22 protein-coding genes and 1 pseudogene are annotated in these 21,860 nt (G+C 66.2%); 13 read left to right on the top strand and 10 right to left on the bottom strand.

The genetic code is table 11. From position 1 onward, the window contains the following. Nucleotides 1–227 precede the first annotated feature (227 nt). From BLV92_RS17510 to BLV92_RS17500, 3 genes and pseudogenes are all read left to right on the top strand, one after another. A complete protein-coding gene (locus tag BLV92_RS17510; protein ID WP_110332669.1) occupies nucleotides 228–599 on the top strand; it encodes a hypothetical protein in 372 nt (123 codons plus the stop codon). 404 nt (nucleotides 600–1,003) lie between these two features. Beyond that, the gene (locus tag BLV92_RS17505) at nucleotides 1,004–1,270 is read left to right on the top strand and encodes a hypothetical protein (protein WP_143040694.1); all 267 of its coding nucleotides are present in this window, start codon (nucleotides 1,004–1,006) and stop codon (nucleotides 1,268–1,270) included. 93 nt (nucleotides 1,271–1,363) lie between these two features. After that, nucleotides 1,364–2,543 (top strand): annotated as a pseudogene (locus tag BLV92_RS17500) (IS3 family transposase). A gap of 129 nt (nucleotides 2,544–2,672) precedes the next feature. Here BLV92_RS17500 and BLV92_RS17495 read toward each other — a convergent pair. From BLV92_RS17495 to BLV92_RS17475, 5 genes are all read right to left on the bottom strand, one after another. Beyond that, a complete protein-coding gene (locus tag BLV92_RS17495; protein ID WP_090547425.1) occupies nucleotides 2,673–3,923 on the bottom strand; it encodes an MFS transporter in 1,251 nt (416 codons plus the stop codon). 324 nt (nucleotides 3,924–4,247) lie between these two features. Then, nucleotides 4,248–4,889 carry a DsbA family oxidoreductase gene (locus BLV92_RS17490; protein WP_090547423.1) on the bottom strand — a complete coding sequence of 214 codons (642 nt, stop codon included), beginning with the start codon at nucleotides 4,887–4,889 and terminating at the stop codon, nucleotides 4,248–4,250. A 139-nt stretch (nucleotides 4,890–5,028) separates the two neighbouring features. After that, on the bottom strand, nucleotides 5,029–5,847 hold the full coding sequence (gene blaOXA / locus BLV92_RS17485; RefSeq protein WP_090547421.1) for a class D beta-lactamase: 819 nt from the start codon (nucleotides 5,845–5,847) through the stop codon (nucleotides 5,029–5,031). A 71-nt stretch (nucleotides 5,848–5,918) separates the two neighbouring features. Beyond that, entirely contained in the window at nucleotides 5,919–6,647 is a 729-nt protein-coding gene (locus BLV92_RS17480) for a transporter substrate-binding domain-containing protein (protein WP_090547420.1), read from the bottom strand. Nucleotides 6,648–6,659: 12 nt separating this feature from the next. Next, complete coding sequence (locus BLV92_RS17475; RefSeq protein ID WP_090547418.1) at nucleotides 6,660–7,049, bottom strand: GNAT family N-acetyltransferase; 390 nt, start codon at nucleotides 7,047–7,049, stop codon at nucleotides 6,660–6,662. 450 nt (nucleotides 7,050–7,499) lie between these two features. Here BLV92_RS17475 and BLV92_RS17470 point away from each other — a divergent pair, with 450 nt between their 5' ends. The 3 genes from BLV92_RS17470 to BLV92_RS17460 all read left to right on the top strand — a co-directional run bounded on the left by BLV92_RS17470 (nucleotide 7,500) and on the right by BLV92_RS17460 (nucleotide 9,723). Continuing rightward, nucleotides 7,500–8,480: an aldo/keto reductase gene (locus tag BLV92_RS17470; RefSeq protein WP_090547416.1), complete on the top strand. Its 981-nt coding sequence runs from the start codon at nucleotides 7,500–7,502 to the stop codon at nucleotides 8,478–8,480. Nucleotides 8,481–8,565: 85 nt separating this feature from the next. Continuing rightward, nucleotides 8,566–8,769, top strand: coding sequence for a hypothetical protein (locus tag BLV92_RS17465; protein WP_090547415.1), 204 nt, complete (start codon nucleotides 8,566–8,568; stop codon nucleotides 8,767–8,769). Nucleotides 8,770–8,952: 183 nt separating this feature from the next. Further along, on the top strand, nucleotides 8,953–9,723 hold the full coding sequence (locus BLV92_RS17460) for a class I SAM-dependent methyltransferase (RefSeq protein ID WP_090547413.1): 771 nt from the start codon (nucleotides 8,953–8,955) through the stop codon (nucleotides 9,721–9,723). Between the two features lie 70 nt (nucleotides 9,724–9,793). Here BLV92_RS17460 and BLV92_RS17455 read toward each other — a convergent pair whose 3' ends face one another. Further along, nucleotides 9,794–11,053 (bottom strand): pyridoxal-phosphate-dependent aminotransferase family protein, encoded by a 1,260-nt coding sequence (locus tag BLV92_RS17455; protein ID WP_090547412.1) that lies wholly within the window; start codon nucleotides 11,051–11,053, stop codon nucleotides 9,794–9,796. A gap of 195 nt (nucleotides 11,054–11,248) precedes the next feature. Here BLV92_RS17455 and BLV92_RS17450 point away from each other — a divergent pair, with 195 nt between their 5' ends. Next, a complete protein-coding gene (locus tag BLV92_RS17450) occupies nucleotides 11,249–11,647 on the top strand; it encodes a PaaI family thioesterase (RefSeq protein WP_090547410.1) in 399 nt (132 codons plus the stop codon). Between the two features lie 139 nt (nucleotides 11,648–11,786). Then, the gene (locus BLV92_RS17445) at nucleotides 11,787–12,392 is read left to right on the top strand and encodes a DUF4337 domain-containing protein (RefSeq protein ID WP_090547409.1); all 606 of its coding nucleotides are present in this window, start codon (nucleotides 11,787–11,789) and stop codon (nucleotides 12,390–12,392) included. A gap of 17 nt (nucleotides 12,393–12,409) precedes the next feature. On the opposite strand, the gene BLV92_RS17440 is transcribed toward BLV92_RS17445, so the two are convergent. The 3 genes from BLV92_RS17440 to BLV92_RS31620 all read right to left on the bottom strand — a co-directional run bounded on the left by BLV92_RS17440 (nucleotide 12,410) and on the right by BLV92_RS31620 (nucleotide 13,808). Further along, nucleotides 12,410–12,859: a hypothetical protein gene (locus BLV92_RS17440; RefSeq protein ID WP_090547407.1), complete on the bottom strand. Its 450-nt coding sequence runs from the start codon at nucleotides 12,857–12,859 to the stop codon at nucleotides 12,410–12,412. A gap of 214 nt (nucleotides 12,860–13,073) precedes the next feature. Next, nucleotides 13,074–13,526, bottom strand: a complete 453-nt coding sequence (locus tag BLV92_RS17435; protein ID WP_090547406.1) for a DUF2501 domain-containing protein — start codon at nucleotides 13,524–13,526, stop codon at nucleotides 13,074–13,076. Nucleotides 13,527–13,559: 33 nt separating this feature from the next. Next, nucleotides 13,560–13,808, bottom strand: a complete 249-nt coding sequence (locus BLV92_RS31620; protein ID WP_143040693.1) for a hypothetical protein — start codon at nucleotides 13,806–13,808, stop codon at nucleotides 13,560–13,562. Nucleotides 13,809–14,116: 308 nt separating this feature from the next. On the opposite strand from BLV92_RS31620, the gene BLV92_RS17430 reads away from it, so the two are divergent. After that, nucleotides 14,117–15,214, top strand: a complete 1,098-nt coding sequence (locus BLV92_RS17430; RefSeq protein WP_090547404.1) for a transposase — start codon at nucleotides 14,117–14,119, stop codon at nucleotides 15,212–15,214. A 48-nt stretch (nucleotides 15,215–15,262) separates the two neighbouring features. Here the strand turns inward: BLV92_RS17430 and BLV92_RS17425 are convergent, their stop codons facing one another. Next, entirely contained in the window at nucleotides 15,263–16,783 is a 1,521-nt protein-coding gene (locus BLV92_RS17425) for a mannose-1-phosphate guanylyltransferase/mannose-6-phosphate isomerase (protein ID WP_090547403.1), read from the bottom strand. Between the two features lie 487 nt (nucleotides 16,784–17,270). Between BLV92_RS17425 and BLV92_RS17420 the strand changes: the two genes are divergently transcribed. The 4 genes from BLV92_RS17420 to BLV92_RS17405 all read left to right on the top strand — a co-directional run bounded on the left by BLV92_RS17420 (nucleotide 17,271) and on the right by BLV92_RS17405 (nucleotide 21,838). Continuing rightward, nucleotides 17,271–18,659 carry an undecaprenyl-phosphate glucose phosphotransferase gene (locus BLV92_RS17420; protein WP_090547401.1) on the top strand — a complete coding sequence of 463 codons (1,389 nt, stop codon included), beginning with the start codon at nucleotides 17,271–17,273 and terminating at the stop codon, nucleotides 18,657–18,659. Nucleotides 18,660–18,748: 89 nt separating this feature from the next. Then, nucleotides 18,749–20,191: a UDP-glucose dehydrogenase family protein gene (locus BLV92_RS17415; RefSeq protein ID WP_090551116.1), complete on the top strand. Its 1,443-nt coding sequence runs from the start codon at nucleotides 18,749–18,751 to the stop codon at nucleotides 20,189–20,191. A gap of 31 nt (nucleotides 20,192–20,222) precedes the next feature. Then, nucleotides 20,223–20,669: an arsenate reductase/protein-tyrosine-phosphatase family protein gene (locus BLV92_RS17410; protein ID WP_090547399.1), complete on the top strand. Its 447-nt coding sequence runs from the start codon at nucleotides 20,223–20,225 to the stop codon at nucleotides 20,667–20,669. Further along, the gene (locus BLV92_RS17405) at nucleotides 20,663–21,838 is read left to right on the top strand and encodes a polysaccharide biosynthesis/export family protein (RefSeq protein ID WP_090547398.1); all 1,176 of its coding nucleotides are present in this window, start codon (nucleotides 20,663–20,665) and stop codon (nucleotides 21,836–21,838) included. The genes BLV92_RS17410 and BLV92_RS17405 overlap by 7 nt, the downstream gene beginning before the upstream one ends. The last annotated feature ends 22 nt before the right edge of the window (nucleotides 21,839–21,860 follow it).

Below are 21,860 nucleotides of genomic sequence, written 5' to 3'. Positions count from 1 at the left end.
ATAAATACGCGTTCTTCACTTGCCCTTACTCAAGCGGGTATTCCGCAGAGTCAGTGGAGTATTGTTGACATGACGGGTGACGCGGCGACGGAGGCGGCGATAGCCGCACGTCTTGGTAACAATGGCCTGACGAGCAGTGGTACATCAACACTGCGTATCACAGGATCTGGTCAATCCACCAGTACATATGTCGGGAGCGGGAGCATTCCGAATCCAGGAGCTAAGCAATGAATGAACTTTGGCGGTTGCCGGTACCAGCGTCGGCTTTGTTGAAGAGCCCTGAGTTTGTTGTCCTTCCCCGTCGCGAGTGTGAATTGAGGCTGTCTATCGAAGGCGAGCATGGCGAGGTAGCAGATATCAGGTTACGGTTCGGTGGACTTGAAGCCTACAAGTGCACGTTTATGACGTCGTGTACAGCGGATATGTTCAAGCTCGCATATGGGAAGCTCGTGTCCCTTGACAGCGATTGGCTGGACGACGTCAAGATGACTGGGAGGAAAGATAAGCAAGTCATCGACGCACTGCGGCACTTGATGATTACGTTCGATGACGGGCCGTGTTACGAGGTCATTTGCGGGTCGTGGAGCGCTATCAACTGACTAATGTTACTGCGCTTGCAGAAGACGGGGTGTTGCCACAAACAGTGCAACGACGACGCTCTATCGTGCCGTGAGTCCGGAGGAATATTCTTCAATCGTGAATTCCGGACAATTCTCTTTGGGTCCGGCAGGTAGTGAGATGAAGCAGTTTGGGTTCAACTTGAACGAGGTGCTGAATTATGCGAACTTCCAGCCTGACTACGCCGCTATCGTGAGCGCAGATGTCCCCACAAGTCTTCTTGGGAACTTCAATGTCTCAAATGCAATAGATCCGTTCATCTTTAAAAACGGCGTTCTCACTGTCAACGGACAGTCAGGATTGAACCTGTTCAATTCCATTGTGAAGAATGTTGTTCACGCGTATTAGGGAGACGGTCTTGTATCATATAGTCGCAACAGTTCGCATGGCAGACGACGTTGAAGCTCCGAAGGTAAAGGGAGTGCGTTCCGGGTATGCCCCTCACCACAAGTTCGAAACGATCGGCTATTTAGCCAGCGGAGTGCACACGTATGGAGATGATCGTTTGCACTATCCCGGAGAAACGCTGGAGACACAGATCAGCTTCCCAAGTTGGGAATACTTTAAGGACATGGTGAAGGTGGGCGATTCCTTCGAGGTGCTTGAGCTCGACAGATTGGTTGGATACGGGAAGGTTGAGCAGATACTATGAAATTTATTCGATCGCAGGATAGGCATGTGAGCTTGCCCCCGAAAAACGAATCCTTTGCTGAGCGTCTAAACTCAAGCAAGGAGAGTCAAGAAGATGAGCAAGACGACGCGGGCGCGGTACACGCTCGAATTCAAGCTGGAAGCGGTTCGGCTGGTCAAAGCCGGTCAGAGCGTTGCGGCTGTGGCCGCGACGCTGGACGTGCCAGCGCAGTCGATTTCCAACTGGGTCAAGGCTGAGCAGGAAGGCAAGCTTGGCGGAGCGGGTACGAAGCCGGTGAGCCCGGAGCAGATGGAGCTGTCGAGACTTCGTGCCGAAGTGGCGCGGCTGAAGATGGAGCGCGACATCCTGAAAAAGGCCTGTGCGTACTTCGCGAAAGACTCGACGTGAAGTACGCGTTCATCGAACGCAATCGCCGTCACTGGCCGATTTCGGTGTTATGCGAAGTACTCGATGTGAGCCCCAGCGGCTTTCATCAGCGGCGGCAACGTATTGCGCAGAACAAGCCGCACCGAGGCCGCGTGAGCAACGACGCACTGCTGGCGCACATCAAGGCGATTCACGCGGAGGTCAAGGGCGAATACGGGTGGCCGCGCATGTGGAAAGAGCTGGTTGCACGCAGCGTACGCGTGGGCAAGGAGCGAGTTCGCAAGCTGATGGCGCAGCATGGTATTCGCGCACGGCACAAGCGCAAGTACATCGCGACGACGAACTCGAACCACAACCTGCCGGTCGCGCCGAACCTGTTGGAGCGCAACTTCGCGGCGACAGCGCCGAATCAGGTCTGGACGAGCGACATCACGTATGTGGCGACGGCCGAAGGTTGGCTGTATCTGGCCGTCATAATCGACCTGTTCAGCCGGCAGGTGGTGGGCTGGTCGATGCAGCCGCATATGAAGGCCGAGCTGGTCACGGACGCGCTGCGCATGGCATGGTTCCGGCGCCGCCCCGAAGCCGGCGTGATTGTGCATAGCGACGTGGTAGCCAGTATTGCAGCGGACTCTTCCAGGACACGCTCAAGGCGTACGGCATGCGTTCATCGATGAGCCGTCGCGGCGATTGTTGGGATAATGCGCCGAGCGAAAGCCTGTGGGGTTCGCTGAAGGTCGCACGATTGCACGGTCGGCACTTCGCGACGCGGCGTGCCGCGATGGATGAAATCATCGACTGGCTTGGCTTCTACAATGCCCGCCGACTGCATTCGACATTGAACTACGTCAGCCCCATGACGTTCGAGAAGAATTGGGCCGCCGCTCAGCGAGGGCAAGCAGCCTGATGGCTTCAGCTATGGAATTCGTGAAACAGGGGCAAGGTCATGCCTCGCAAATCCCCAGAATTTCTGACACGTCCCAAAAATTCCTGCAGGCCCAGCGGCAATCATCCAACTCATCGCCGCCCCAACACCTCACTCCACCGCCCCCTCACAAGCCAGCCGCTCCCCACCCCTCACCGTCGCCGCCTCGGCCCCAAAACTCGCCAGCAACCCCAACCCGAGCAGCGCAAGCACGCTGCCGAGCATGAAGTCCGCCGGAATGCCGAGCCGATCGACGATGACGCCGCCGACCGACGACCCCAGCGCGATCGCGATCTGGATCACGCTGACGAACAGCGCCGACCCGGCTTCCGGCTGGTCCGGCGTCGCGCGCTGGATCCACACGCTGAAGCACAGCGGAATCGCGCCGAACGAGATGCCCCACGCGAGCACCACCGCCGACACCGCGAGCGTCGAATGGCGCGCAACGGACATCGACAGCAGCGCGAGCAGCAGCACGCAGACCATGACCACCACCGACGCCTTCAGGTTGCGCACGACCGTCGCGGACACCGCGAAGTTCGAGAAGAAGCCGATCACGCCGAAGCCGAGCAGCAGCCACGTGATGGTGGACATGCTCAGGTTCGCGTTGTGCAGCAGGAACGGCGTGATGTACGTGTAGCACGCGAAATGCGCGCCGAACACGAGCGCGACCATCAGCATGCTCTTCCGCGGATGCGGACGCTGCATCACCGCGACCAGGTCGCGAAAGCGCAGCGCGGCGCTCGACGGCAGCGACGGCACCAGCAGCAGTTGCGCGACGAACGCGACCGCGACGAGTACGCCGGTCGCGAGAAACGAGAAGCGCCACGACGAAAAACCGGCGATGAACGTGCCGAGCGGCACGCCGATCACGGTCGCGCAGGTCACGCCGGTCAATATCATCGCCATCGCCCGCGGTGCATCGTGCAGGCGGACGAGGCGGCCGGCCGCCGCCGTCGCGAGGGTCCAGAAGCCGCCGAGCGCGGCGCCGAGCAGCGCGCGGCCGCACAGCATCACGGTGAAATTCGGCGCGAACGCGGACATCAGGTTGGACACCAGCAGCAGGCCGGTCAGCAGCAGGAACACGTAGCGGCGGTCCATGCGGCCGGCCTTGATCAGCAGCGCGGGCGCGGAGATCGCGGCGGCGATGCCGGGCGTCGTGACCATCAGGCCGGCGGTGCCGGGCGACACGTCGAGTTCCCGCGCGATATGCGGGAGCAGGCCAACCGGCAGGAACTCGGTGGTCACGAACGCGAATGCGCCGATCGCCACCGCGCCTACCGACAGCCACTGGCGCAACGTCGTTTCGCCGCCGCTTTCCGGCGCGGGCGCATGCGCCGTGGAATGACTTTCCGTCAACATCGTATTTCTCTGGTTCGAACTGAATTGAATAAAACTGATAAAGCCGCGCGCGGAATCGGCGTCAAATGGCGAATGCCGATGAAGGGAACGCATTGCCGGCGCGCGGCAGGAAAGTGTCGGCGGACGCCGGCCAATACCGGTCCGCCTTCGCCCTGTGGGGCCGAAGGGCGCTTCGGAAATCGGAAAGCGCACACCTTACCACCGCAATAAGTCGCTTGCTGGCGGCCGGATAAAGGTGATCAGCGCCGTGGGGATATGCGAATGACGATCGTTCGGGCTTTTCTTTCGGCCCGAATCACGCCGCGCGACGTTACGCGCATGACGCTACGCTTCCGCGAGAATCTGCCGGATGGCCTGCTCGAACGCCTCGACCGGCTGGCCGCCGGTCACGAGATAACGGCCGTTGAAGATGATCGACGGCACCGACTGGATGCCCATCGCCTGATATTCGTGCTCCTCCGCGCGAACTTCGTCCGCATAGCGTCCGCTTTGCAGCACGTCGCGCGCGGCCGTCGCGTCGAGTCCGACCGACTGGGCGGCTTCGACCAGCACGTCGTGATCGCTCGGATCCTTGCCGTCGCCGTGATACGCGCGCAACAGCGCGAGCTTCAGCGGCAACTGCTTGCCCTCGATGCCGGCCCAGTGCAGCAGCCGGTGCGCGTCGAACGTGTTGTACGCGCGCGTGCGCGGGCCGAATTCGAAGCCGACGCTGTCGCCGCGCTCGCGGATCATCGCCTGGGTTTCGGCGATCTGCCCGGGCGTGCGGCCGTATTTCTTGCCGAGGTATTCGACGATGTCCTCGCCTTCCGGCCGCATCTGCGGATTCAGTTCGAACGGATGCAGCGTGATCCGCGCATCGACGTCGCCGCCGAGGCGCGACAGCGCGAGCTGGAGCGAGGACAGGCCGATCGCGCACCACGGGCAGGCGATGTCGGAGACGAAGTCGATGGTCAGCGGTTGAGTCATGGCGGTGCTCTTGATGGTTCGTTCGTGCGGCCCGCAGCGCGGCGCGGCGTGCGTCGTCGGCGGCGGGCCACGATCGCGCACAGCGTAACGCGAATTGGCGATATCTGCAGACGCGGCAGTTCGCGCAAGCCGGCGCTGGTTATGGCGCGAGCGGCTGGATCAGCGTGGGCCATTCGCGAAGGAATGCGTCGCGCGCCCGCACGCCGGCGGGCGGCGCGCCGGTCTGTTCGCGATCGTCCTGTTCGAGCCGCGCGAACACGATCGTCTTTCCATCCTTGCTGGCCCAGCCGACGAACCATCCCCAGCCGTGCGCGCGGTCGTCTGCGCCGTCCGCGAGCGCGGGGAAGCCGGAGCCGGTCTTGCCGTGCACGTCCCAGCCGTCCGGCGTGCGTTCGACTTCGGTGATCGAGGCGGTCATCTCGTAGGCGCGCGGGCTGACCGGCAGCCGGCGATTCACGACGTCGCGCAGAAACGCCACCTGTTCGAGCGGCGAGATCTGGAGCGACGAATCGATCCACGCATGGGTGAGGCCGTCGTGTTTCGCGTCGCCGGACACGTCGGCGTTGCCGTAGCGGAACCGGCGCGTGTAATCGGCGAAGCGGGCCGCGCCGAGCGAGCGTGTGACCTGCTGCGAGTACCAGACAACGGAGTATTTGATCCAGCGTTCCGGGTCGGCCGGCTGCCGCCAGGCCGGACCGCCCCAATCGACGTAGCCGTCGCGATACGGCAGCAGCGGCGCGTGCGCGTCTTTCAGGAAACCGGAGTCGTAGCCCATCAGGCTGATCGCGAGCTTGAACGTGGAGGCGGGCGTCACGCGGCGTTTGCAGTCGCCGTCGCGCGCAATCCACGCGCCGGTCGCCGCGTCGGCGACGGCCGTGCAGATCACATGAGCGTGCGCGGTGCTGGCGATCGAGCAGGCCGCGAGCAATCCGGCGGCGATCAGGTGTCGTTGTCTCAAGTCGTTGTTCTCGTTTCGAAGCGGCGCGCGGCAATGAAACGATATTTTCCGCGCGGCGGCTTTCGCGCGGATTACCGCGCGACGACGACCGGATCGATCTCGCTCGCGGTGAATCCGTACTTCGCCATGCGCTGCCGATGATCGGCGGACCCGAGATATTGCCGCAATTGCCGGTCGAACGCATCCCGCAACGCGCGATTGTGCTTGCCGAACGAAAACGCGCCGGCCGGCGCGCGAGGGTGGGGATCGTCCGCCGCCTGCGCGACCGCATCGACCCGCGACCGGCCGATCCGCTCGGCCACTATCCGGTTGCCGAGCGCGGTGCTCGCATAGGCGTCGATCCGGCCCGCGTGCAACGCGTCGATCGCGTCGGCCTGTTCGTCGAACAGCACGATCTGTTCGTCGCGCACGCCGGCGGCCAGCGCGGACCGCTGCTGCACCTGGCCGGTGATGATGCCGAGCCGCGTATCGGCTTGTGCGGCAACGGCCCGATAGCTGTCGAGCGCCTTCGGATTGCCGGCGCGCACGAGCAGGCCGTCGCCGATCGCCCAGACCGGCACGCTGAAATCGACCGTCTCGCTCCGTTCGGGCGTGACGAACAGCGGCACGTTCACGTCCCAGCGGCCGTCGCGCGCGCCGGGCAGCAGTTCCGCGAACGTCGTGAGCCGATGCTCGATGTCGGTTACACCGAGCGCGCGCAGCACGACGTCGGCCAGTTCGACGTCCGCGCCGCAGGGCGACCCGCTGGCGTCGGTCCAGCCGAACGGCGGCTCCTCGATGTACGCGATCGTGATTTTCATGAGTGAGGGTGGTTACGCAAGCACGTAATCTTCCTTGTCGGACGGCGGCGTGGTCGGCCTGGGCGTCGCGCCGAGGCGCTGATACAGCCTGATCGCGTCGGCGTTCGCCTTCGCGACGCCGACCAGCACGAGCGGCATCTTGTGGCTGCGGGCCTCTTCCAGCAGTTCGGCAATCATCCGGCTGCCGTAGCCGCGGCCCCGGTATTCGGCGACCACGTCGATCCGGATCAGGTGGAATTCGGTCTTCGTGAAAAACCCGTTCGCGAGCGCGACGTCCCGGCCATCGACGGAGCCGGTCATCACGTACGCGTCGAACGGCGGCGGCTCGGGCCATACGATGTGGGTCGTGAAGGCGGGTGGCTTGGGTGCGGTCTGCTTATTCTTGAATAACCCGAAGAACATCTGATTCCTTCTTGCTTGTTATGGACCGGAACGAAACCGGTGGAGTCACGCCGGCGCGCTGTGTCCCGACGCGCCGCCGCGCGGCCGGCATGCGTTCCCCGTAAGCCGGCCGAAGCCCAACACCGATATACACCATTCCCGATCGGCAACGCAAATGATGACGCGGGGCGGCGCGTTGTCCGCGTCATCCGCTTGACATCGGACTGAGGCAGCGCGCGTGGGCCGCGCGACGCGTTCGTCGCCGGATGCCGGCGCCGGTGGCCGGAACCGTGCCGCAAGCGAGCCGCAAGCGAGCCGCAAGCGAGCCGAGAAGCGAGCCGAGAAGCGAGCCGAGAAGCGAGCCGAGAAGCGAGCCGAGAAGCGAGCCGAGAAGCGGCCGAACGCCGCCTCATGCGAAGATCGGGCTTTCCATCCCGTCGCGCGGTCCGGCCGCCGAACAGGAATCCGACGATGGATGCCACCGGTCGTTTCGGTCGGTTTTTCACTCGCCGCCGTCTGCTGCTGTCGGCGGCCGGCATGCTGCTGCCCGCGTTGACGCCGCTCGCCGGCGCGTCGCGCGCGCTGGCTGCCGGCTCGGACGCGGACTCGTCCGCTGCCGCGCCGGTCAGGATCGCGCGCCGCAAGATTCCATCGACCGGCGAACTGCTGCCGGTCGTCGGCTGCGGCACGTGGCGCACGTTCGACGTCGGCGACGACCGCGCCGCGCAGGACCGTCTCGCGGACGTGCTGCGCGTGCTGTTCGCGTCCGGCGGCTCGGTCATCGATTCGTCGCCGATGTACGGTTCGTCGGAGGCGGTCGTCGGCACGCTGCTCACGCGCCTCGCGGCGCGCGACAGCGCGTTCGTCGCGACGAAGGTGTGGACCGAAGGGCGCGACGCGGGCATCGGGCAGATGGAGCAGTCGATGCGGCGGTTGCAGACGTCGCGCATCGACCTGATGCAGGTCCACAACCTGCTCGACTGGCGCACGCAACTCGCGACGCTGCGCGACTGGAAAGCGGCGGGCCGCATCCGCTATCTGGGCGTCACGCATTACACGTCGGGCGCGTTCGCGCAGGTCGAGGCGGTGATGCGCGCGGAGCGGCCGGACTTCGTGCAGATCAACTATGCGGCCGACGATCGCGACGCGGAAGCGCGCATCCTGCCGCTCGCGGCGGACCTCGGGATCGCGGTGATCGTCAACCAGCCGTTCGGCGGCGGCGGGCTGCTCGCCCGCGTGAGCCGGCAGCCGCTGCCGGCGTGGGCGGCGGAGATCGGCTGCACGACGTGGGCGCAACTGCTGCTGAAGTTCGTGCTCGCGCATCCGGCGGTCACGGTCGTGATCCCCGGCACCGGGCGGCCCGAATACATGCGGGACAACGTGCGGGCGGGCCTCGGCGCGTATCCGGACGCGGCGCTGCGCAGCCGGATCGTCGCGGCGGTCGGCGGCTGATCGCTGATCGCCAACGCGTGGCAACGGGTCCGCTGCTTGCTGCTTCGGTCGGCATCAGCGATATCGGCGATTCGAGGAGCGCATCATGAACGCAAAGACCGACAAGCCGGACCAGGCCGATAAGTCCGCCAGGCCCGACCATCCGGACGAAATCGTCCATCCGAAACCTGCGCATCACAACGACGACGCCCGCAGCAAGATGCCGGAGCGCGGCGACCAGTCCCGCGAACAGTCGCCGGCCGACCAGCCGGGCAAGAAGCCGGGCGAGGGCGAGCCTCCGGTGGGCTGACGCGCCAAATCGCAGGGCAGCGCCGCCGTCCGGTGACGGCGGCAACCGTTGCGCGCCGCCAGCGGAGCCGCGCGGAACGGCCTGTTCGCATCGTGTGCGCCGATCGCGGCGCGGAGCAAGACGCGTGCAAAACGCGCGACAATAGCGCCCCGCCAGAACGAACGTTCATCCGCAGGTGCCACGATGCTCACCGACCGCCCCGACCCCACCCACGACGACGCAGCCACGGAAGAATCGCCGGGCCGCGCGAACTACGCGCAGTTCGCGCGCCGCTACGCCGACTACGCGCCGAACAAGCCGCACAACGCGCTATACGAACGACCGGCGACGCATGCGCTGCTCGGCGACGTCGCGGGCCTGCGCGTGCTCGACGCGGGCTGCGGTCCCGGCATCCACAGCGAGCGGCTGGCGCGCGCCGGCGCGAGCGTGCATGGGTTCGACGTGACGCCGGAAATGGTCGAACTCGCGCGCACGCGTTGCGCGGGGCTCGCGGTGGAGGTGGCCGAAGGCGATCTCGCGCGACCGCTGCACTGGCTCGCGGATGCCTCGTTCGACCGCATCCTGTGCTCGCTCGCGCTCGACTACGTCGAGCGGCTCGGGCCGGTGTTCGCGGAATTCGAGCGCGTCGCGCGGCCGGGCGCGGCGCTCGTGTTCTCGCTCGCGCATCCGATGCGCGACTGGATCGACACGCGCACGCACGGCTCGCGCCCGTACTTCGACACCGCGCGTTTCGGCATGCACTGGTCGGGGTTCGGCGATCCGAAGCCGTATGTGGAGGCGTATCGCCGGCCGCTCGCGGACATCCTGAACGGCCTCGCGGACGCGGGCTGGCTGCTCGAACGCGTGGTCGAGCCGCTGCCTCAGCCGCAGATGCGGGAGGTCGCGCCGGCGCTGTATGCGGAGCTGTCGAAGTCGCCGGCGTTTCTCTGCATCCGCGCGCGGCGGCCTGGCTGACGGGCCGCCGCGCGAGCCTCGGTAGCGCGGTCAACACGCGGTCAACAGCACGCCCGCACGATCAAGGCAATCAGCGCGACGCCCCCAGCGCGTCGCGCGTACTCGCGGACAGCGACTCTTCGAGCGCCGCGACGCCGGCCGGCAGATCGACCTTCGCGTTCAGGTCGCGCATCGTGCGGCCGAGCGCATGCACGGTGCGGAACAGATGATGTTCGCGGCACTGCTCGCCCATCTGCCCGATCCGCACGATTGGCAACCCGAACGAACCGGAAATCTCCACCTGGTAGTGCCGCGAGATGTGATGGCAGACGTCGCGCGGCGTGAGTCCGGCCGGCACCTCGATGCCGACCACCGAGTTCAGCCGGCAGTCCTCCGGCGTGTAGAGCCGCAGCCCGAGCGCGGCGATGCCGGCCTGCAGCGCGAGCGAGCAGCGCTGATGGCGCGCGAAGCGCTTTTCGAGCGTCTCGGTACAGACGAGCCGCAGCGCCTCGTGCAGCGCGAGCACGCCGGACACTGGCGCGGTGTAGTGATACCCAGCCTTGTGCCAGAAATTCTCCGCGAGCGTCGCGTCGAGGCACCAGTGCGTGTTCGGCGCGGTGCGCGTGCGCACGCGGTCCCATGCGTCGTCCGAGAACGCGATCAGCGACACGCCCGGAATCGACGACAGCCCCTTCTGCCCGCCGGTAATCACGACGTCGATGCCCCATGCGTCCATGTCGAGCGGCATCGTGCTCAGCGTGCAGACCGCATCGACGACGACCAGCGCGCCGGCCGCCTTCGCGATCCGCACGATGTCCTTCAGTTGCCGGTTCCATACCGTGTTCGACGTCTCGCCATGCACGATCGTCACGATTTCCGGCCGGTCGCGCTCGATTGTCCGCGCGAGGGTGTCGAGCGACGCGATCTCGCGGTCCGCGACGTCGAGCGTCGTCACGGTCGCGCCGATGCGGCGCGCCATCTCGGCCATCCGGTCGCTGAAGAAGCCGTTCACGACCGACAGCACGCGCGTGCCGGGCCACGCGAGATTCGACACGGCCATCTCCATCGCGGCGGAGCCGGGGCCGGCGACGCCGAGCACCCAGTTCGAGCGCGTCTGGAACACGTAGCGCGCCATCGTCTTCACCTGGTTGATTACGCGCGCCATCGTGTCGCCGAGGTGGTTGATGACGACCGAGTTCGCGTGCGCGACCGCGGCGGGGATCGGCACCGGGCCGGCGCCCATCATCAGCAGCGGCTCGTCGGGCAGGATGCCGTCGAGCGAATCGACGGTCGGGCAGGGGATCGGCGTGGGGGAAAGGGTGTTGGGACGTGGGAACGAAAGGTCGGTCATGTCGGATATCGGGGTTGCGGCACGGAATTCAGGCGGCGGGCGTCTGCGGTCTTCATGCAGTGTTCTCCGCGGCCGCGCGCATGACCATATACAGTTTCGCGAAATCCGGCTGAACAGTCGTCCCGGCATGCGCTGCGTCGCCGCGCGCGCGGTCCTATAATCGCGGCTGGCTCACGATTCCCCAAACGCTCCCGCATGGCCGACCATCCTCTCGACAACCCGTTCCTCGAAATGCTCGGCGTGCGTCTCACGCAATGGCGCGACGGCTACGCCGAACTCGTGATGCCGATCGACGCCTCGAAGCTGAACCGCCAGGGCGTGCTGCAAGGCGGCGCGATCGCGACGCTGATGGACGCGGCCGCCGGTTACGCGGGCCTCTACGCGCAGCCGGGCGAACCGGCGCGGCACGGCTTCACGCTGTCGCTGACGACCAACTATCTCGACAAGGGCCTTGGCCAGTCCGTCACCGCGAAGGGTTTCCTGGAGCGCGCGGGCCGCTCGATCTTCTTTTCGCGCGCGGAAGCGTGGGTCGACGACCGCCTGCTGATCGCGAGCGCGCAGGGCACGTTCAAGTTCACGTCGCCGCGCGGCTGACGCGTCGCACATGCACGGCCCACGCAGGCTATTGGACAACGGCGCGGCGCCGATTATGATTGGCGTCCTCCCGCTTTACGCATAGGCGCGCCGCGAACGCGACGCGTGCCCGGAGCGGGGCAGTCGAGTCGGAGAACGGATGTCAACAGAATACGAAGTGCACGGCCCGCACGATCACGCGGTCGAGCACGCGAGCGCCGCGCACGGCGCACATGGCGCGCATGGCCGCGCGTCGGGCGATCCGCTGCCGGGGCGCGTCGCGGTGATGACCGCGATCCTCGCGTCGGTTGGCGCGATCTTCGCGTATCAGAGCGGCACGAGCGAAAACCTCGCGCTGTACTACAAGAACGAAGCGGCGATCCGCAAGACCGAAGCCGCGAACCAGTGGGCGTATTACCAGGCGAAGGGCGAGAAGCAGAACCTCGCGGAACTGGGCGCGGCGCTCGCGGCGAACCCCGACGCGCAGCGCCATTTCGCGGCGGACGTCGATCGTTATCGCAAGCAGAAGGAGCCGATCCGCGCGAACGCCGAATCGCTCGAAAAGACGGTCGCGCAGGACGACGCGCGCAGCGAGGCGCTGCTGCACGGCCATCATCGCTGGGCGCAGGCGACCACGCTGGTTCAGATCTCGATCGCGCTGAGCGCGATCACGCTGCTGACGCGCCGCAGGTGGCTGTTCCATGCGTCGGTGGGAATTGCGTCGCTCGGCGTCGTGCTCGGCGGGTTCGCGTTCTTCTCGCTGTAAGCACGCGACACGATGCGTTACGGCTGCCGGTCGCAGACGATCGCGGTGAGCAGCAGCGGCACGACCGGATGCACGGTCGCGTCGCTATTCGCCTCCTGCACGCGCGTGCGGACCGACTCCGCGGGCGCCGACACGACGACGCCGTACACCGAGCCGTCGATCGCCTTGCCCTTGCCCTGGCGGAACAATGCGTCGTCGCGCTCATAGCCGATCACCACATAGATCGGAAAGCCGAACGCCTGAAGCGCGCTGCCGCGCACCGGCTTGAACGCATTGACCGAATTCGATTCGACGCGGCTCGGCTGCGGATCGATCGATTTCTGCTCGATCAGCGACGAGATGAACGAATGCGGATTGGACTTGCAGTCGAACTGCTCGTCGGGCGTATCCGCGCGCGCGAGCGTCGGGATCAGCGTGACTGCAAGCCACGCGTAAAGGAACACTGCGGGAGATCGATGCTTCGTCATGGCCGTTACACCTGACACACTTCGAAGCATATTCGACACCGAAACATGATTGGCGTTCAAGTGCCCTTGCGCACCTGAACGCCACACGTGCGTACTATGGCGCACAGACGCGCACAGACGCGCACAGACGCGCACAGACGCGCACGGACGTTCGGTCGGCGCCGCGATGTGGAAAACGGGGAGGCGTCGGCGCCGCCGTTCGTCCGCACGATTTTTACAGCATCGATTTCGCCTGGCCCAGAATCTGGTTGCACACCTGCTTCGTCGCTTCGGCTTTCAGGCCGCCGCCGCTCAGGTCGAGCTTCGAGCCGTTGCCGGCGGTCAGGATGCCGCCCGCGCCCTGCGTAAAACCGCTGTCGCTCGTGCTTGCGCCGCCGGGCAGCTTGCCGAGCAGCGAGTCCTTCACGCTGCTCGCGTTGTTGCCGCTCAGATAGTTGTTCTGAATGCAGTATTGCAGCACGCCCGTCACGTTGCCGAGGCTGTTCGACGTGACCGACTGCCCGGACAGCGCGCCGCCCAGGCTGCCGAGATTGCCGAGCGCGCCGCCGCCCGAATTGCTGGAGCCGCCTCCCTGGTTCAGCAGGTTGCCGAGCTGCGCGTGCGCGACGCCATACGGCAAGGCGAGCGCGACGAGCAGCGCGGCGATACGTGGTGCTGAAGTTTGCATACACGAACCTCCGTCGTTGAATGACTGCCCGTACTATAGTCGTATTCGTTGGCGCATCGCCGCGACCCGCGCGATCTCGATCAAGAGATGCAGCGGTTGCAGCGCAACGAAGGCGATCGCGAACGCAACGATGCGCAATGATTCGACGTTCGCGAATCTCGTTGCGATTGCAACGTCGCTGTCTTTTTTCACTGCCAGGCTAACGTATCGACGTGCAGGCGTCGCTGACGGAAAACGGCGCATTTCGTGCATCGGATGGCAGGTTTCTCTTTTGCTTCGCATCGCTTGCAATGCGTTTTCAGCAAGTTTCAGTCCGCGCGTTACGGCAGTTTGTTTCTAACCGTAACACTTATTTCGGCGCTGCTCAGGGGCGCGTCGTGGATGGTATGCTTCCTGCACAATTTCTCCCTTGCACGAGTGAGACCACGTTTCCTGCGTCAATTACGTGAAAGCGCGCACTGAGGATGTGCAGCCGTTGATGCAAACGATGCCTGCTTATAAGCATATGGTGCAACCGGGAACTCGTACGGCCCTGTCCGTACCGGAGTCCTCCGTCACTGCAGCCCCGGTCCGGCTGCGTGGAGAACAGCATGAACTTCGAAGAACTGAGCGACGACGAATGGATGCAGATCGCCGCGCTCGTATCCGATGAACCTCCTATCCGGCTAAACCGTCGGGGCAGGCCGCGCGCCGAGCCGCGCGTGGTCGCCAACGCCGTGCTGTGGATTCTCACCACGGGCGAATCGTGGTCGCGCCTGCCGGCGCGTTATCCGTCCGGGCCGACGTGCCGTCGGCGTTTCGACGAATGGCATGCGAGCGGCACGCTCGTCGAACTCGTGCAGTTGCTGTCGCAACGCGGGCGCACGTTCGTGTACGTGCCGGAGGCCGATCCGCCCGCGCCGCGCCCGCTCGTCGAGATCGAGGAGCCGGCCGAGGACGACGGGTTGCCGTCCGTGTTCTGGAAAAGCCCCGAAGCGTGGCAGGCGCCGTCGCGCGAGGACGGCGACGTGTTGCACGAAGCGCCGCTTGCGAATCCGATGGAGAGCATCACGCGCCAGCTGGCGAACGTCGCGCCGGAACGCGTCGGCGATGCGGGCGGCGCGCGCGCGCCGGCTGTGCAGCCGCAGCGTGCGTATCCGGCGCGCGCGCCGCGCGAGGATCATCCCGTGGCCGCGCGCAGCGCCGCGTTGTGGATGACGGGCGGCGACCAGTCGGTGCAGATGGCCGAGTGGCGCGGTTACGCGATGAACCTCACGGTGCAGCCGGTGCGCAACCGGATGTTCCGCGCGTCGGTGGAGATCCTGAAGGACGGTCAGCGCGTCGAGCGTTCCGGCCTCGTGGGGCCGCCGTTCAACGACCGCGAGATCGCGAAGCAATATGCGTTCGACTGGGGCCGCCAATGGATCGAGCGCGACGGTCCGTCGTCGCCGGGACAAGGCCACGCGCAGAGGCGGGACGCAGGCGCGAATGTCGTTACGCGCGCGGCGGCCAATGTCGTCACGCGTCCCGCGCCGCCGGCCGGCGTGGCGGCGCCGCAGCGGATCGCGCCGCTGCATCGTTATCCGTCGCAGGGCGGCCTGCCGGCGACGCTCGCAGACAATCCCGAATCCGGCAGCACGAACGGCAACGGCGCGAGCGCCGAGCGCCGGACCGTCGCGCCGCGTCTGCGCACCACCCACGCGGGGTAATGCGCGGCGCGGCCTTCGCGCCGCCGCCGCGCTCCGTGGTTCAGTAGTTCACTGCCTGCCGTACTGATCGTCGAGCCGCACGATATCGTCCTCGCCGAGATACGAGCCGGACTGCACCTCGATGATTTCGAGCGGCATTTTCCCGGGGTTTTCGAGCCGGTGCGCGACACCGAGCGGAATGTACGCGGATTCGTTTTCCGACACGATGAAGCGTTCCTCGCCGCGCGTGACGAGCGCGGTGCCGCGCACGACGACCCAGTGCTCGGCGCGATGGTGATGCATCTGCAACGACAGCCGCGCGCCGGGCTCGACGACGATCCGTTTCACCTGGAAGCGTTCGCCGCCGTCCACGCAATCATAGTGGCCCCACGGCCGGTGCACCTTCCGATGCACGACCGCCTCCGCGCCGCGCTGTTCGCGGATGCGCTGCACGATCTTCTTCACGTCCTGCGCGCGCGAGCGGTCGGCGACCAGCACCGCGTCGGCGGTCTCGACGACGACGAGGTCCTGGGTGCCGATGCACGCGACGAGCCGTCCGTCCGAGTGGGCGAACGTATCGCTCGCGCCTTCGAACATCACGCGTCCCTGGCTGACGTTGCCGCCGTCGTCCTTCGGCAGCACCTGCCATACGGTGTCCCACGAGCCGAGGTCGGTCCAGCCGGCCGCGAGCGGCACGACGACGCCGCCCGCCACCGACGGGTCGCCGGACAGCGGCTCCATCACCGCGTAGTCGATCGAGTTCGACGGCGAGCCCGCGAACGCGTCGCGATCGACGCGGAAGAAATCGCCGTCGTTCGCGCCGCGCTCGCACGCGGCGACGCACGCATCGTGAATCGCGGGCTGGAAGTGGCGGATCGCGTCGATCCACGTGGACGCGCGCACGATGAAGATGCCGCTGTTCCACCAGTAGCGCTGCGACGCGACGTACTGCTGCGCGAGTTCGAAATAGGGCTTCTCGACGAAGCCGTTCAGGCGGCGCGCGCCGTCGTCGTCCGACGCGGACAGCGGCTCGCCGACGTGAATATAGCCGTAGCCGATTTCGGGCCGTGTCGGCACGATGCCCATCGTGACGATGTGGCCGGCGGTGGCGTGCCGCACGCCGTCCGCGACCGCCGCGTGGAACGCGTCGAGGTCCGCGAGCGCATGGTCGGCCGGCATCACGACGAGCACGCCGTCACCCTGGGCGGCGATCACCGACAGCGCGGCAATCGTCAGCGCGGGCGCGGTGTCGCGCGCGACCGGCTCCAGGATCAGCTTCGCGCGCTTGCCCGCCGCGCGCACCTGTTCGGCGGTCGTGAAGCGATGCTCCTCGTTGCAGACGATCATCAACTGATCGGATAGCGGCACGCGGTCCGCGAGCGCATCGAGCCGGCCCGCCGTGTTCGCGAGCAGCGACTGCTCGCCGACCAGGTTGATCATCTGTTTCGGATATTGCTCGCGTGACAGCGGCCACAGCCGCGACCCCGCTCCGCCTGCGAGCACGACGGGGCATACCTGCAAGGCGGCCTGCTGCTGCGCGCGGGTCTGCGCCGCGCGCGCGGTCGCCACTGCGGAAGCCGTATCGGTCATCTCGTTCTCCTGTCCTTGATGAGTTCGGTCCAGCGATTTGTAGCACGCTTAAAATCGACAATAAAAAGCCCTGCAAAGAAGAAATTAAAAAATAAGCGGATTTAATTGTCGGCGTCTATTTTTTGTCAGCGTGAATGGTTAAATAAATCCGCTAAAAAATGTCTCCCGGAATGGCGGACGTGCATGCGAGTCTGTCCGCAGCCCATGAAAAGCGGCAAGAACTACGCACCCGAACGCGCCATGCCGCGCCATGAAGCACCGAAAAGCAGCAATCGTTACCGAAAAAATTCGGAAGAAAACGGCATGAACCGGCGAAATATTTGGAGATACTTTTGACGCTTGCGGATTCAATTTTTATCGCGCTTTATTAGGGTTAATTCGGATGCGATTTAACGGCGCTGCAAAAAAACGCGGCGTCGCTCTGGTGTTTTCCGGGACGGCGGCAGCGGATGCGCCGCCATTCAATCTTCAATCAAGGGTGCTGGATATGTTGAGCGTTCTCGCCAGAATCATCGACATCGCCGCCGTCACGGCCGGCGCGCTCGCCGCCGCGTTCCTGCACCGCGGGCAGTTCGCGCCGCTCGGCGACGCGGAGAGGGTGTCGCTCGCCTTCAACTGCCTGCTTGCGATCTGGATGTTCCCGGCGTTCGGCATCTACCGGTCGTGGCGCGGCAAGCGGCTGCTCGACCTGTTCGCGCGGGTCGTGCTCGCGTGGATCGCGGTCGAATGCGTCGGCGTGCTGCTGAGCTTCAGCGTGCACCGCGCGGAGTCGCTGTCGCGGCTGTGGCTCGCGTGGTGGGCGCTCGCGACGGCCGTGCTGCTGGTCGCGTCGAAGGCGCTCGTGTATGCGGTGCTGAAGGGGCTGCGTCGCGAAGGCTACAACCAGAAGGCGGTCGCGGTCGCCGGCGGCGAGCGTTATGGCCGCTTCCTGATCGACCAGATGCGCGGCCATCCGGAAGCGGGCTTCCGTCCGGTGCTGCTGTTCGACGAGGACGCGGCGCTCGCGGCGAACGGCAGCGCGCCGAGCGTCGACGACGTGCCGGTCGAACGCGACCTCGACACGCTGCTCGACGCGGTGCGCGCGCACGGCATCCGCGAACTGTGGCTCGCGCTGCCGATCACGAAGGAACGCACGATCCACCGGATCGTGATGGAGCTGCGCGACGAATTCGTGAACATCCGCTTCATCCCGGACGTGCGCAGCCTCGCGCTGTTCAGCCAGCCGGTCGTCGATCTGCTCGGGGTGCCCGCGATCAATCTCGCGGCGTCGCCGGTCACCGACCTGCGCGTGCTGCCGAAACTCGTGTTCGACCGGCTGTTCGCGGCCGCGGTGCTCGCGGCGTTGTCGCCGCTGCTGATCGCGATCGCGGTCGCGGTGAAGCTGTCGTCGCCGGGGCCGGTGTTTTTCCGCCAGCGCCGCAAGGGCCTCGACGGCAACGAGTTCGAAATCTACAAGTTCCGCTCGATGAAGATGCATGCGGAGACGACCGGCCGCGTCACCCAGGCGCGCCGCAACGATCCGCGCATCACGCGGGTCGGCGCGTTCCTGCGCCGCACGAGCCTCGACGAACTGCCGCAGTTCATCAACGTGCTGAAGGGCGAGATGTCGGTGGTCGGCCCGCGCCCGCACGCGATCGAGCACGACGACATCTACAAGGGGCTGGTGCGCGGCTACATGCTGCGCTACCGGATCAAGCCGGGCATCACCGGCTGGGCGCAGGTCAACGGCTTTCGCGGCGAGACCGACCGCGTGGAAAAGATGCGCGACCGCGTGCGTTTCGACCTGCACTACATGCAGAACTGGAGTTTCGCGCTCGATCTGAAGATCGTCGCGATGACGATGTGGAAAGGCTTCGCAGGCCAGAACGCGTATTGAACGCAATCCGGGTGCGCGGCGTGCTACGTCGCGCGGGGTCCGCTGCATCGATGCAGCGGGCATGACGGCTAATCACTTTTGAGGTGGGCATGAATCTGACGATCATTGGCAGCGGTTATGTGGGTCTCGTGACGGGCGCGTGCCTCGCGGACACCGGCAACGACGTGTTCTGCCTCGACGTGGACGCGCGCAAGATCGACCTGCTGAACCAGGGCGTGGTGCCGATCCACGAGCCGGGCCTCGAAGAGATCATCGCGCGCAACCGCCGCGCGCGCCGCCTCACGTTCTCGACCGACGTGGCCGCCGCGGTCGCGCACGGCGACGTGCTGTTCATCGCGGTCGGCACGCCGCCGGACGAGGACGGTTCGGCCGACCTGCAATACGTGCTGTCCGCCGCGCGCAGCATCGGCCGTCACATGGACGGCTTCAAGGTGGTCGTCGACAAGTCGACGGTGCCGGTCGGGACCGCGACGCTGGTGCACGACGCGATCGCGGGCGAACTGCGCCGGCGCGGCGTGCAGCCGATGTTCTCGGTCGTGTCGAATCCCGAGTTCCTGAAGGAGGGCGCGGCGGTCGAGGACTTCGCGCGGCCCGACCGCATCGTGCTCGGCTGCAACGACGACGTGCCGGGCGAGCGCGCGAAGGAACTGATGAAGCGCCTGTATGCGCCGTTCAACCGCAATCACGAACGCACGCTGTACATGGACGTGCCGTCCGCCGAATTCACCAAGTACGCGGCGAACGCGATGCTCGCGACGCGCATCTCGTTCATGAACGAACTCGCGAATCTCGCGGACCGCGTCGGCGCGGACATCGAATCCGTACGGCGCGGGATCGGCTCCGATCCGCGCATCGGCTACGACTTCCTGTACGCGGGCTGCGGTTACGGCGGCTCGTGTTTTCCGAAGGACGTGAAGGCGCTGGTGCGCACCGCCGGGGAATACGGCGAGGACCTGCAGATCCTGCGCGCGGTCGAGACGGTCAACGAAATGCAGAAGACGGTGCTCGCGCAGAAGATCGTCACGCGCTTCGGCGCGGACCTCGCGGGCCGCACGTTCGGCGTGTGGGGGCTCGCGTTCAAGCCGAACACCGACGACATGCGCGAGGCGCCGAGCCGCGCGACGATCGCGGAACTGCTCGCGCGCGGCGCGACCGTGCGCGCGTACGACCCGGTCGCGACCGCCGAGGCGAAGCGCGTGTTCGAGCTGGATCTCGCGGGCGCGCCCGACCAGCTCGCGCGTCTTTCGTTCGCGGCCGACGCGAACGACGTGGCCGACGACGCGGATGCGCTCGTCGTGCTGACCGAATGGAAGGCGTTCAAGGCGCCGGACTTCGACACGCTGAAGACGAAGCTGAAAACGCCGGTCGTGTTCGATGGCCGCAACCTGTACGACCCGTCGTCGCTCGCGGAACTGGGCGTCGAGTATCACGCGGTGGGGCGCGCGAGCGCCGCCGGCGCGGGCCGCGCGCGGGCCGAGGCGGCCGCGCACGACGCCGCGCAGCCGTCGGCCCAGGCCGGCGCGCGCGCGTGAGCGCGGACAGCACAACAAGGAGCGCAACGCGATGTTCAACGAAGTTCTGGTCGTCTGCCACGCGAACGTATGCCGTTCGCCCGCTGCGGAGCAGTTGTTCCGCGCGTGGCAGCGCGAGCATCCGGGCACGCGCGGCGTCGTGTTTCATTCGGCCGGGCTGCGCGCGCTCGAAGGCGCGGACATGGACCCGGTGATGGAGCGGCTGCTCGGCGAGCGCGGCGTCGAGGTCGGCCGGCATCGCGCGCGGCGGCTCACGGGCCGACTCGTGCGCGCGGCGGACCTCGTGCTCGTGACCGAGCGCCGCCAGGTGTCCGACGTCGAGCGGATCGAACCGACCGCGCGCGGCAAGGTGTACGCGCTCGGCAACTGGGAGAACGCCGACGTCGTCGATCCGCACGGGCTGCACGAGGCCGCGTACCGCGAGAGCCTCGCGCTCATTGAACGTCTGGTGAAGGGATGGCTGAGCCGAATATGCTGAAAAAACAACTTTCGATTGCGCTGACGTTGAGCGCGTTCCTGTCCGCGTGCGCGACCGCGCCGGGCAACTATCTCAACACGTCGCGGCTCGACGAGCCGTCGCAGACCGGGCCGCAGCCGACCTATCCGGTGCGCCTGATCGACCCGCAACTGGTGATGCAGCAGGCGCAGGCGGCCGCGGCCGCCGCGCGCAGCGATCTGCCGCCGTCGCGCTACCCGGACCCGTCCGCGTACGTGTATCACATCGCGCCGCAGGACATTCTCGGCGTGACCGTGTACGACCATCCGGAACTGTCCACGCCGCAGGCGTCCACCTTCTCGGCGGGCGGCAACACCACCCAGACGGTCGGCCAGGCGCTCACGCAGCCGTACACGAACGCGCTGCCGGGCCAGTCCGATCCGTTCGGGCAGACGGTGTCCACCGACGGCTCGATCTTCTTCCCGTTCATCGGCCGCCTGCGCGCGGCGGGCAAGACGCCGTCGCAACTGCGCGACGAACTGGCGACGCGGCTCGTGCCGTACGTGCGCAACCCGCAGGTGGACGTGCGCGTGCTCGCGTACCGCAGCCAGAAGGTGCAGGTGACCGGCGAGGTCAAGACGCCGGGGCCGCTCGCGGTCAGCGATGTGCCGCTCACGCTGGTCGATGCGATCACGCGCTCGGGCGGCACGACCGGCGACGCGGACATCCAGCGCGTGCGCCTCACGCGCGACCACAAGCTGTACGTGCTCGACGCGAACCGGATGCTCGATCGCGGCGACACCACCCAGGACGTGCTGCTGCAGAACGGCGACGTCATCAACGTGCCGGACCGCTCGGACAGCCGCATCTTCGTGATGGGCGAAGTGAAGACGCCGACCCAGATGCCGATGCTGAAGGGCCGCCTCACGATCGCGGACGCGTTGACCCAGGCGGGCGGCATCCTCGACACCGATGCGAACCCGCGCCAGATCTTCGTGATGCGCGGGATGAAGGACAACCCGACCACGCCGGAAATCTACCGGCTCGACATGACCCAGCCCGACTCGATCATGCTGTCGTCCCAGTTCCAGCTTCAGCCGCTGGACGTGGTGTACGTCGGCACGGCGTCGTCGGCCACTTTCAACCGCGTGTTGCAGCAGGTGCTGCCCACCATCCAGACCGTTTTTTATCTGCGGCAGATCACGCGCTGACGCGCGGTTTGCAACGGATATC

The organism is Paraburkholderia caballeronis, assembly GCF_900104845.1.
In the GTDB taxonomy this organism is placed as follows: Bacteria; Pseudomonadota; Gammaproteobacteria; order Burkholderiales; family Burkholderiaceae; genus Paraburkholderia; species Paraburkholderia caballeronis.
This window is presented reverse-complemented; position numbering and strand designations above follow the sequence as displayed.

What these genes read in the sequence shown, in the direction of transcription:
- BLV92_RS17455 (WP_090547412.1), bottom strand. Translation starts at nt 11,053, where the DNA reads ATGACCGACCTTTCGTTCCCACGTCCCAACACCCTTTCCCCCACGCCG.
- BLV92_RS17440 (WP_090547407.1), bottom strand. Translation starts at nt 12,859, where the DNA reads ATGACGAAGCATCGATCTCCCGCAGTGTTCCTTTACGCGTGGCTTGCA.
- BLV92_RS17445 (WP_090547409.1), top strand. Translation starts at nt 11,787, where the DNA reads ATGTCAACAGAATACGAAGTGCACGGCCCGCACGATCACGCGGTCGAG.
- BLV92_RS17465 (WP_090547415.1), top strand. Translation starts at nt 8,566, where the DNA reads ATGAACGCAAAGACCGACAAGCCGGACCAGGCCGATAAGTCCGCCAGG.
- BLV92_RS17470 (WP_090547416.1), top strand. Translation starts at nt 7,500, where the DNA reads ATGGATGCCACCGGTCGTTTCGGTCGGTTTTTCACTCGCCGCCGTCTG.
- BLV92_RS17450 (WP_090547410.1), top strand. Translation starts at nt 11,249, where the DNA reads ATGGCCGACCATCCTCTCGACAACCCGTTCCTCGAAATGCTCGGCGTG.
- BLV92_RS17425 (WP_090547403.1), bottom strand. Translation starts at nt 16,783, where the DNA reads ATGACCGATACGGCTTCCGCAGTGGCGACCGCGCGCGCGGCGCAGACC.
- BLV92_RS17480 (WP_090547420.1), bottom strand. Translation starts at nt 6,647, where the DNA reads ATGAAAATCACGATCGCGTACATCGAGGAGCCGCCGTTCGGCTGGACC.
- BLV92_RS17505 (WP_143040694.1), top strand. Translation starts at nt 1,004, where the DNA reads ATGGCAGACGACGTTGAAGCTCCGAAGGTAAAGGGAGTGCGTTCCGGG.
- BLV92_RS17510 (WP_110332669.1), top strand. Translation starts at nt 228, where the DNA reads ATGAATGAACTTTGGCGGTTGCCGGTACCAGCGTCGGCTTTGTTGAAG.
- BLV92_RS17430 (WP_090547404.1), top strand. Translation starts at nt 14,117, where the DNA reads ATGAACTTCGAAGAACTGAGCGACGACGAATGGATGCAGATCGCCGCG.
- BLV92_RS17405 (WP_090547398.1), top strand. Translation starts at nt 20,663, where the DNA reads ATGCTGAAAAAACAACTTTCGATTGCGCTGACGTTGAGCGCGTTCCTG.
- BLV92_RS17415 (WP_090551116.1), top strand. Translation starts at nt 18,749, where the DNA reads ATGAATCTGACGATCATTGGCAGCGGTTATGTGGGTCTCGTGACGGGC.
- BLV92_RS31620 (WP_143040693.1), bottom strand. Translation starts at nt 13,808, where the DNA reads ATGCGAAGCAAAAGAGAAACCTGCCATCCGATGCACGAAATGCGCCGT.
- BLV92_RS17460 (WP_090547413.1), top strand. Translation starts at nt 8,953, where the DNA reads ATGCTCACCGACCGCCCCGACCCCACCCACGACGACGCAGCCACGGAA.
- BLV92_RS17475 (WP_090547418.1), bottom strand. Translation starts at nt 7,049, where the DNA reads ATGTTCTTCGGGTTATTCAAGAATAAGCAGACCGCACCCAAGCCACCC.
- BLV92_RS17420 (WP_090547401.1), top strand. Translation starts at nt 17,271, where the DNA reads ATGTTGAGCGTTCTCGCCAGAATCATCGACATCGCCGCCGTCACGGCC.
- BLV92_RS17495 (WP_090547425.1), bottom strand. Translation starts at nt 3,923, where the DNA reads ATGTTGACGGAAAGTCATTCCACGGCGCATGCGCCCGCGCCGGAAAGC.
- BLV92_RS17435 (WP_090547406.1), bottom strand. Translation starts at nt 13,526, where the DNA reads ATGCAAACTTCAGCACCACGTATCGCCGCGCTGCTCGTCGCGCTCGCC.
- BLV92_RS17490 (WP_090547423.1), bottom strand. Translation starts at nt 4,889, where the DNA reads ATGACTCAACCGCTGACCATCGACTTCGTCTCCGACATCGCCTGCCCG.
- BLV92_RS17410 (WP_090547399.1), top strand. Translation starts at nt 20,223, where the DNA reads ATGTTCAACGAAGTTCTGGTCGTCTGCCACGCGAACGTATGCCGTTCG.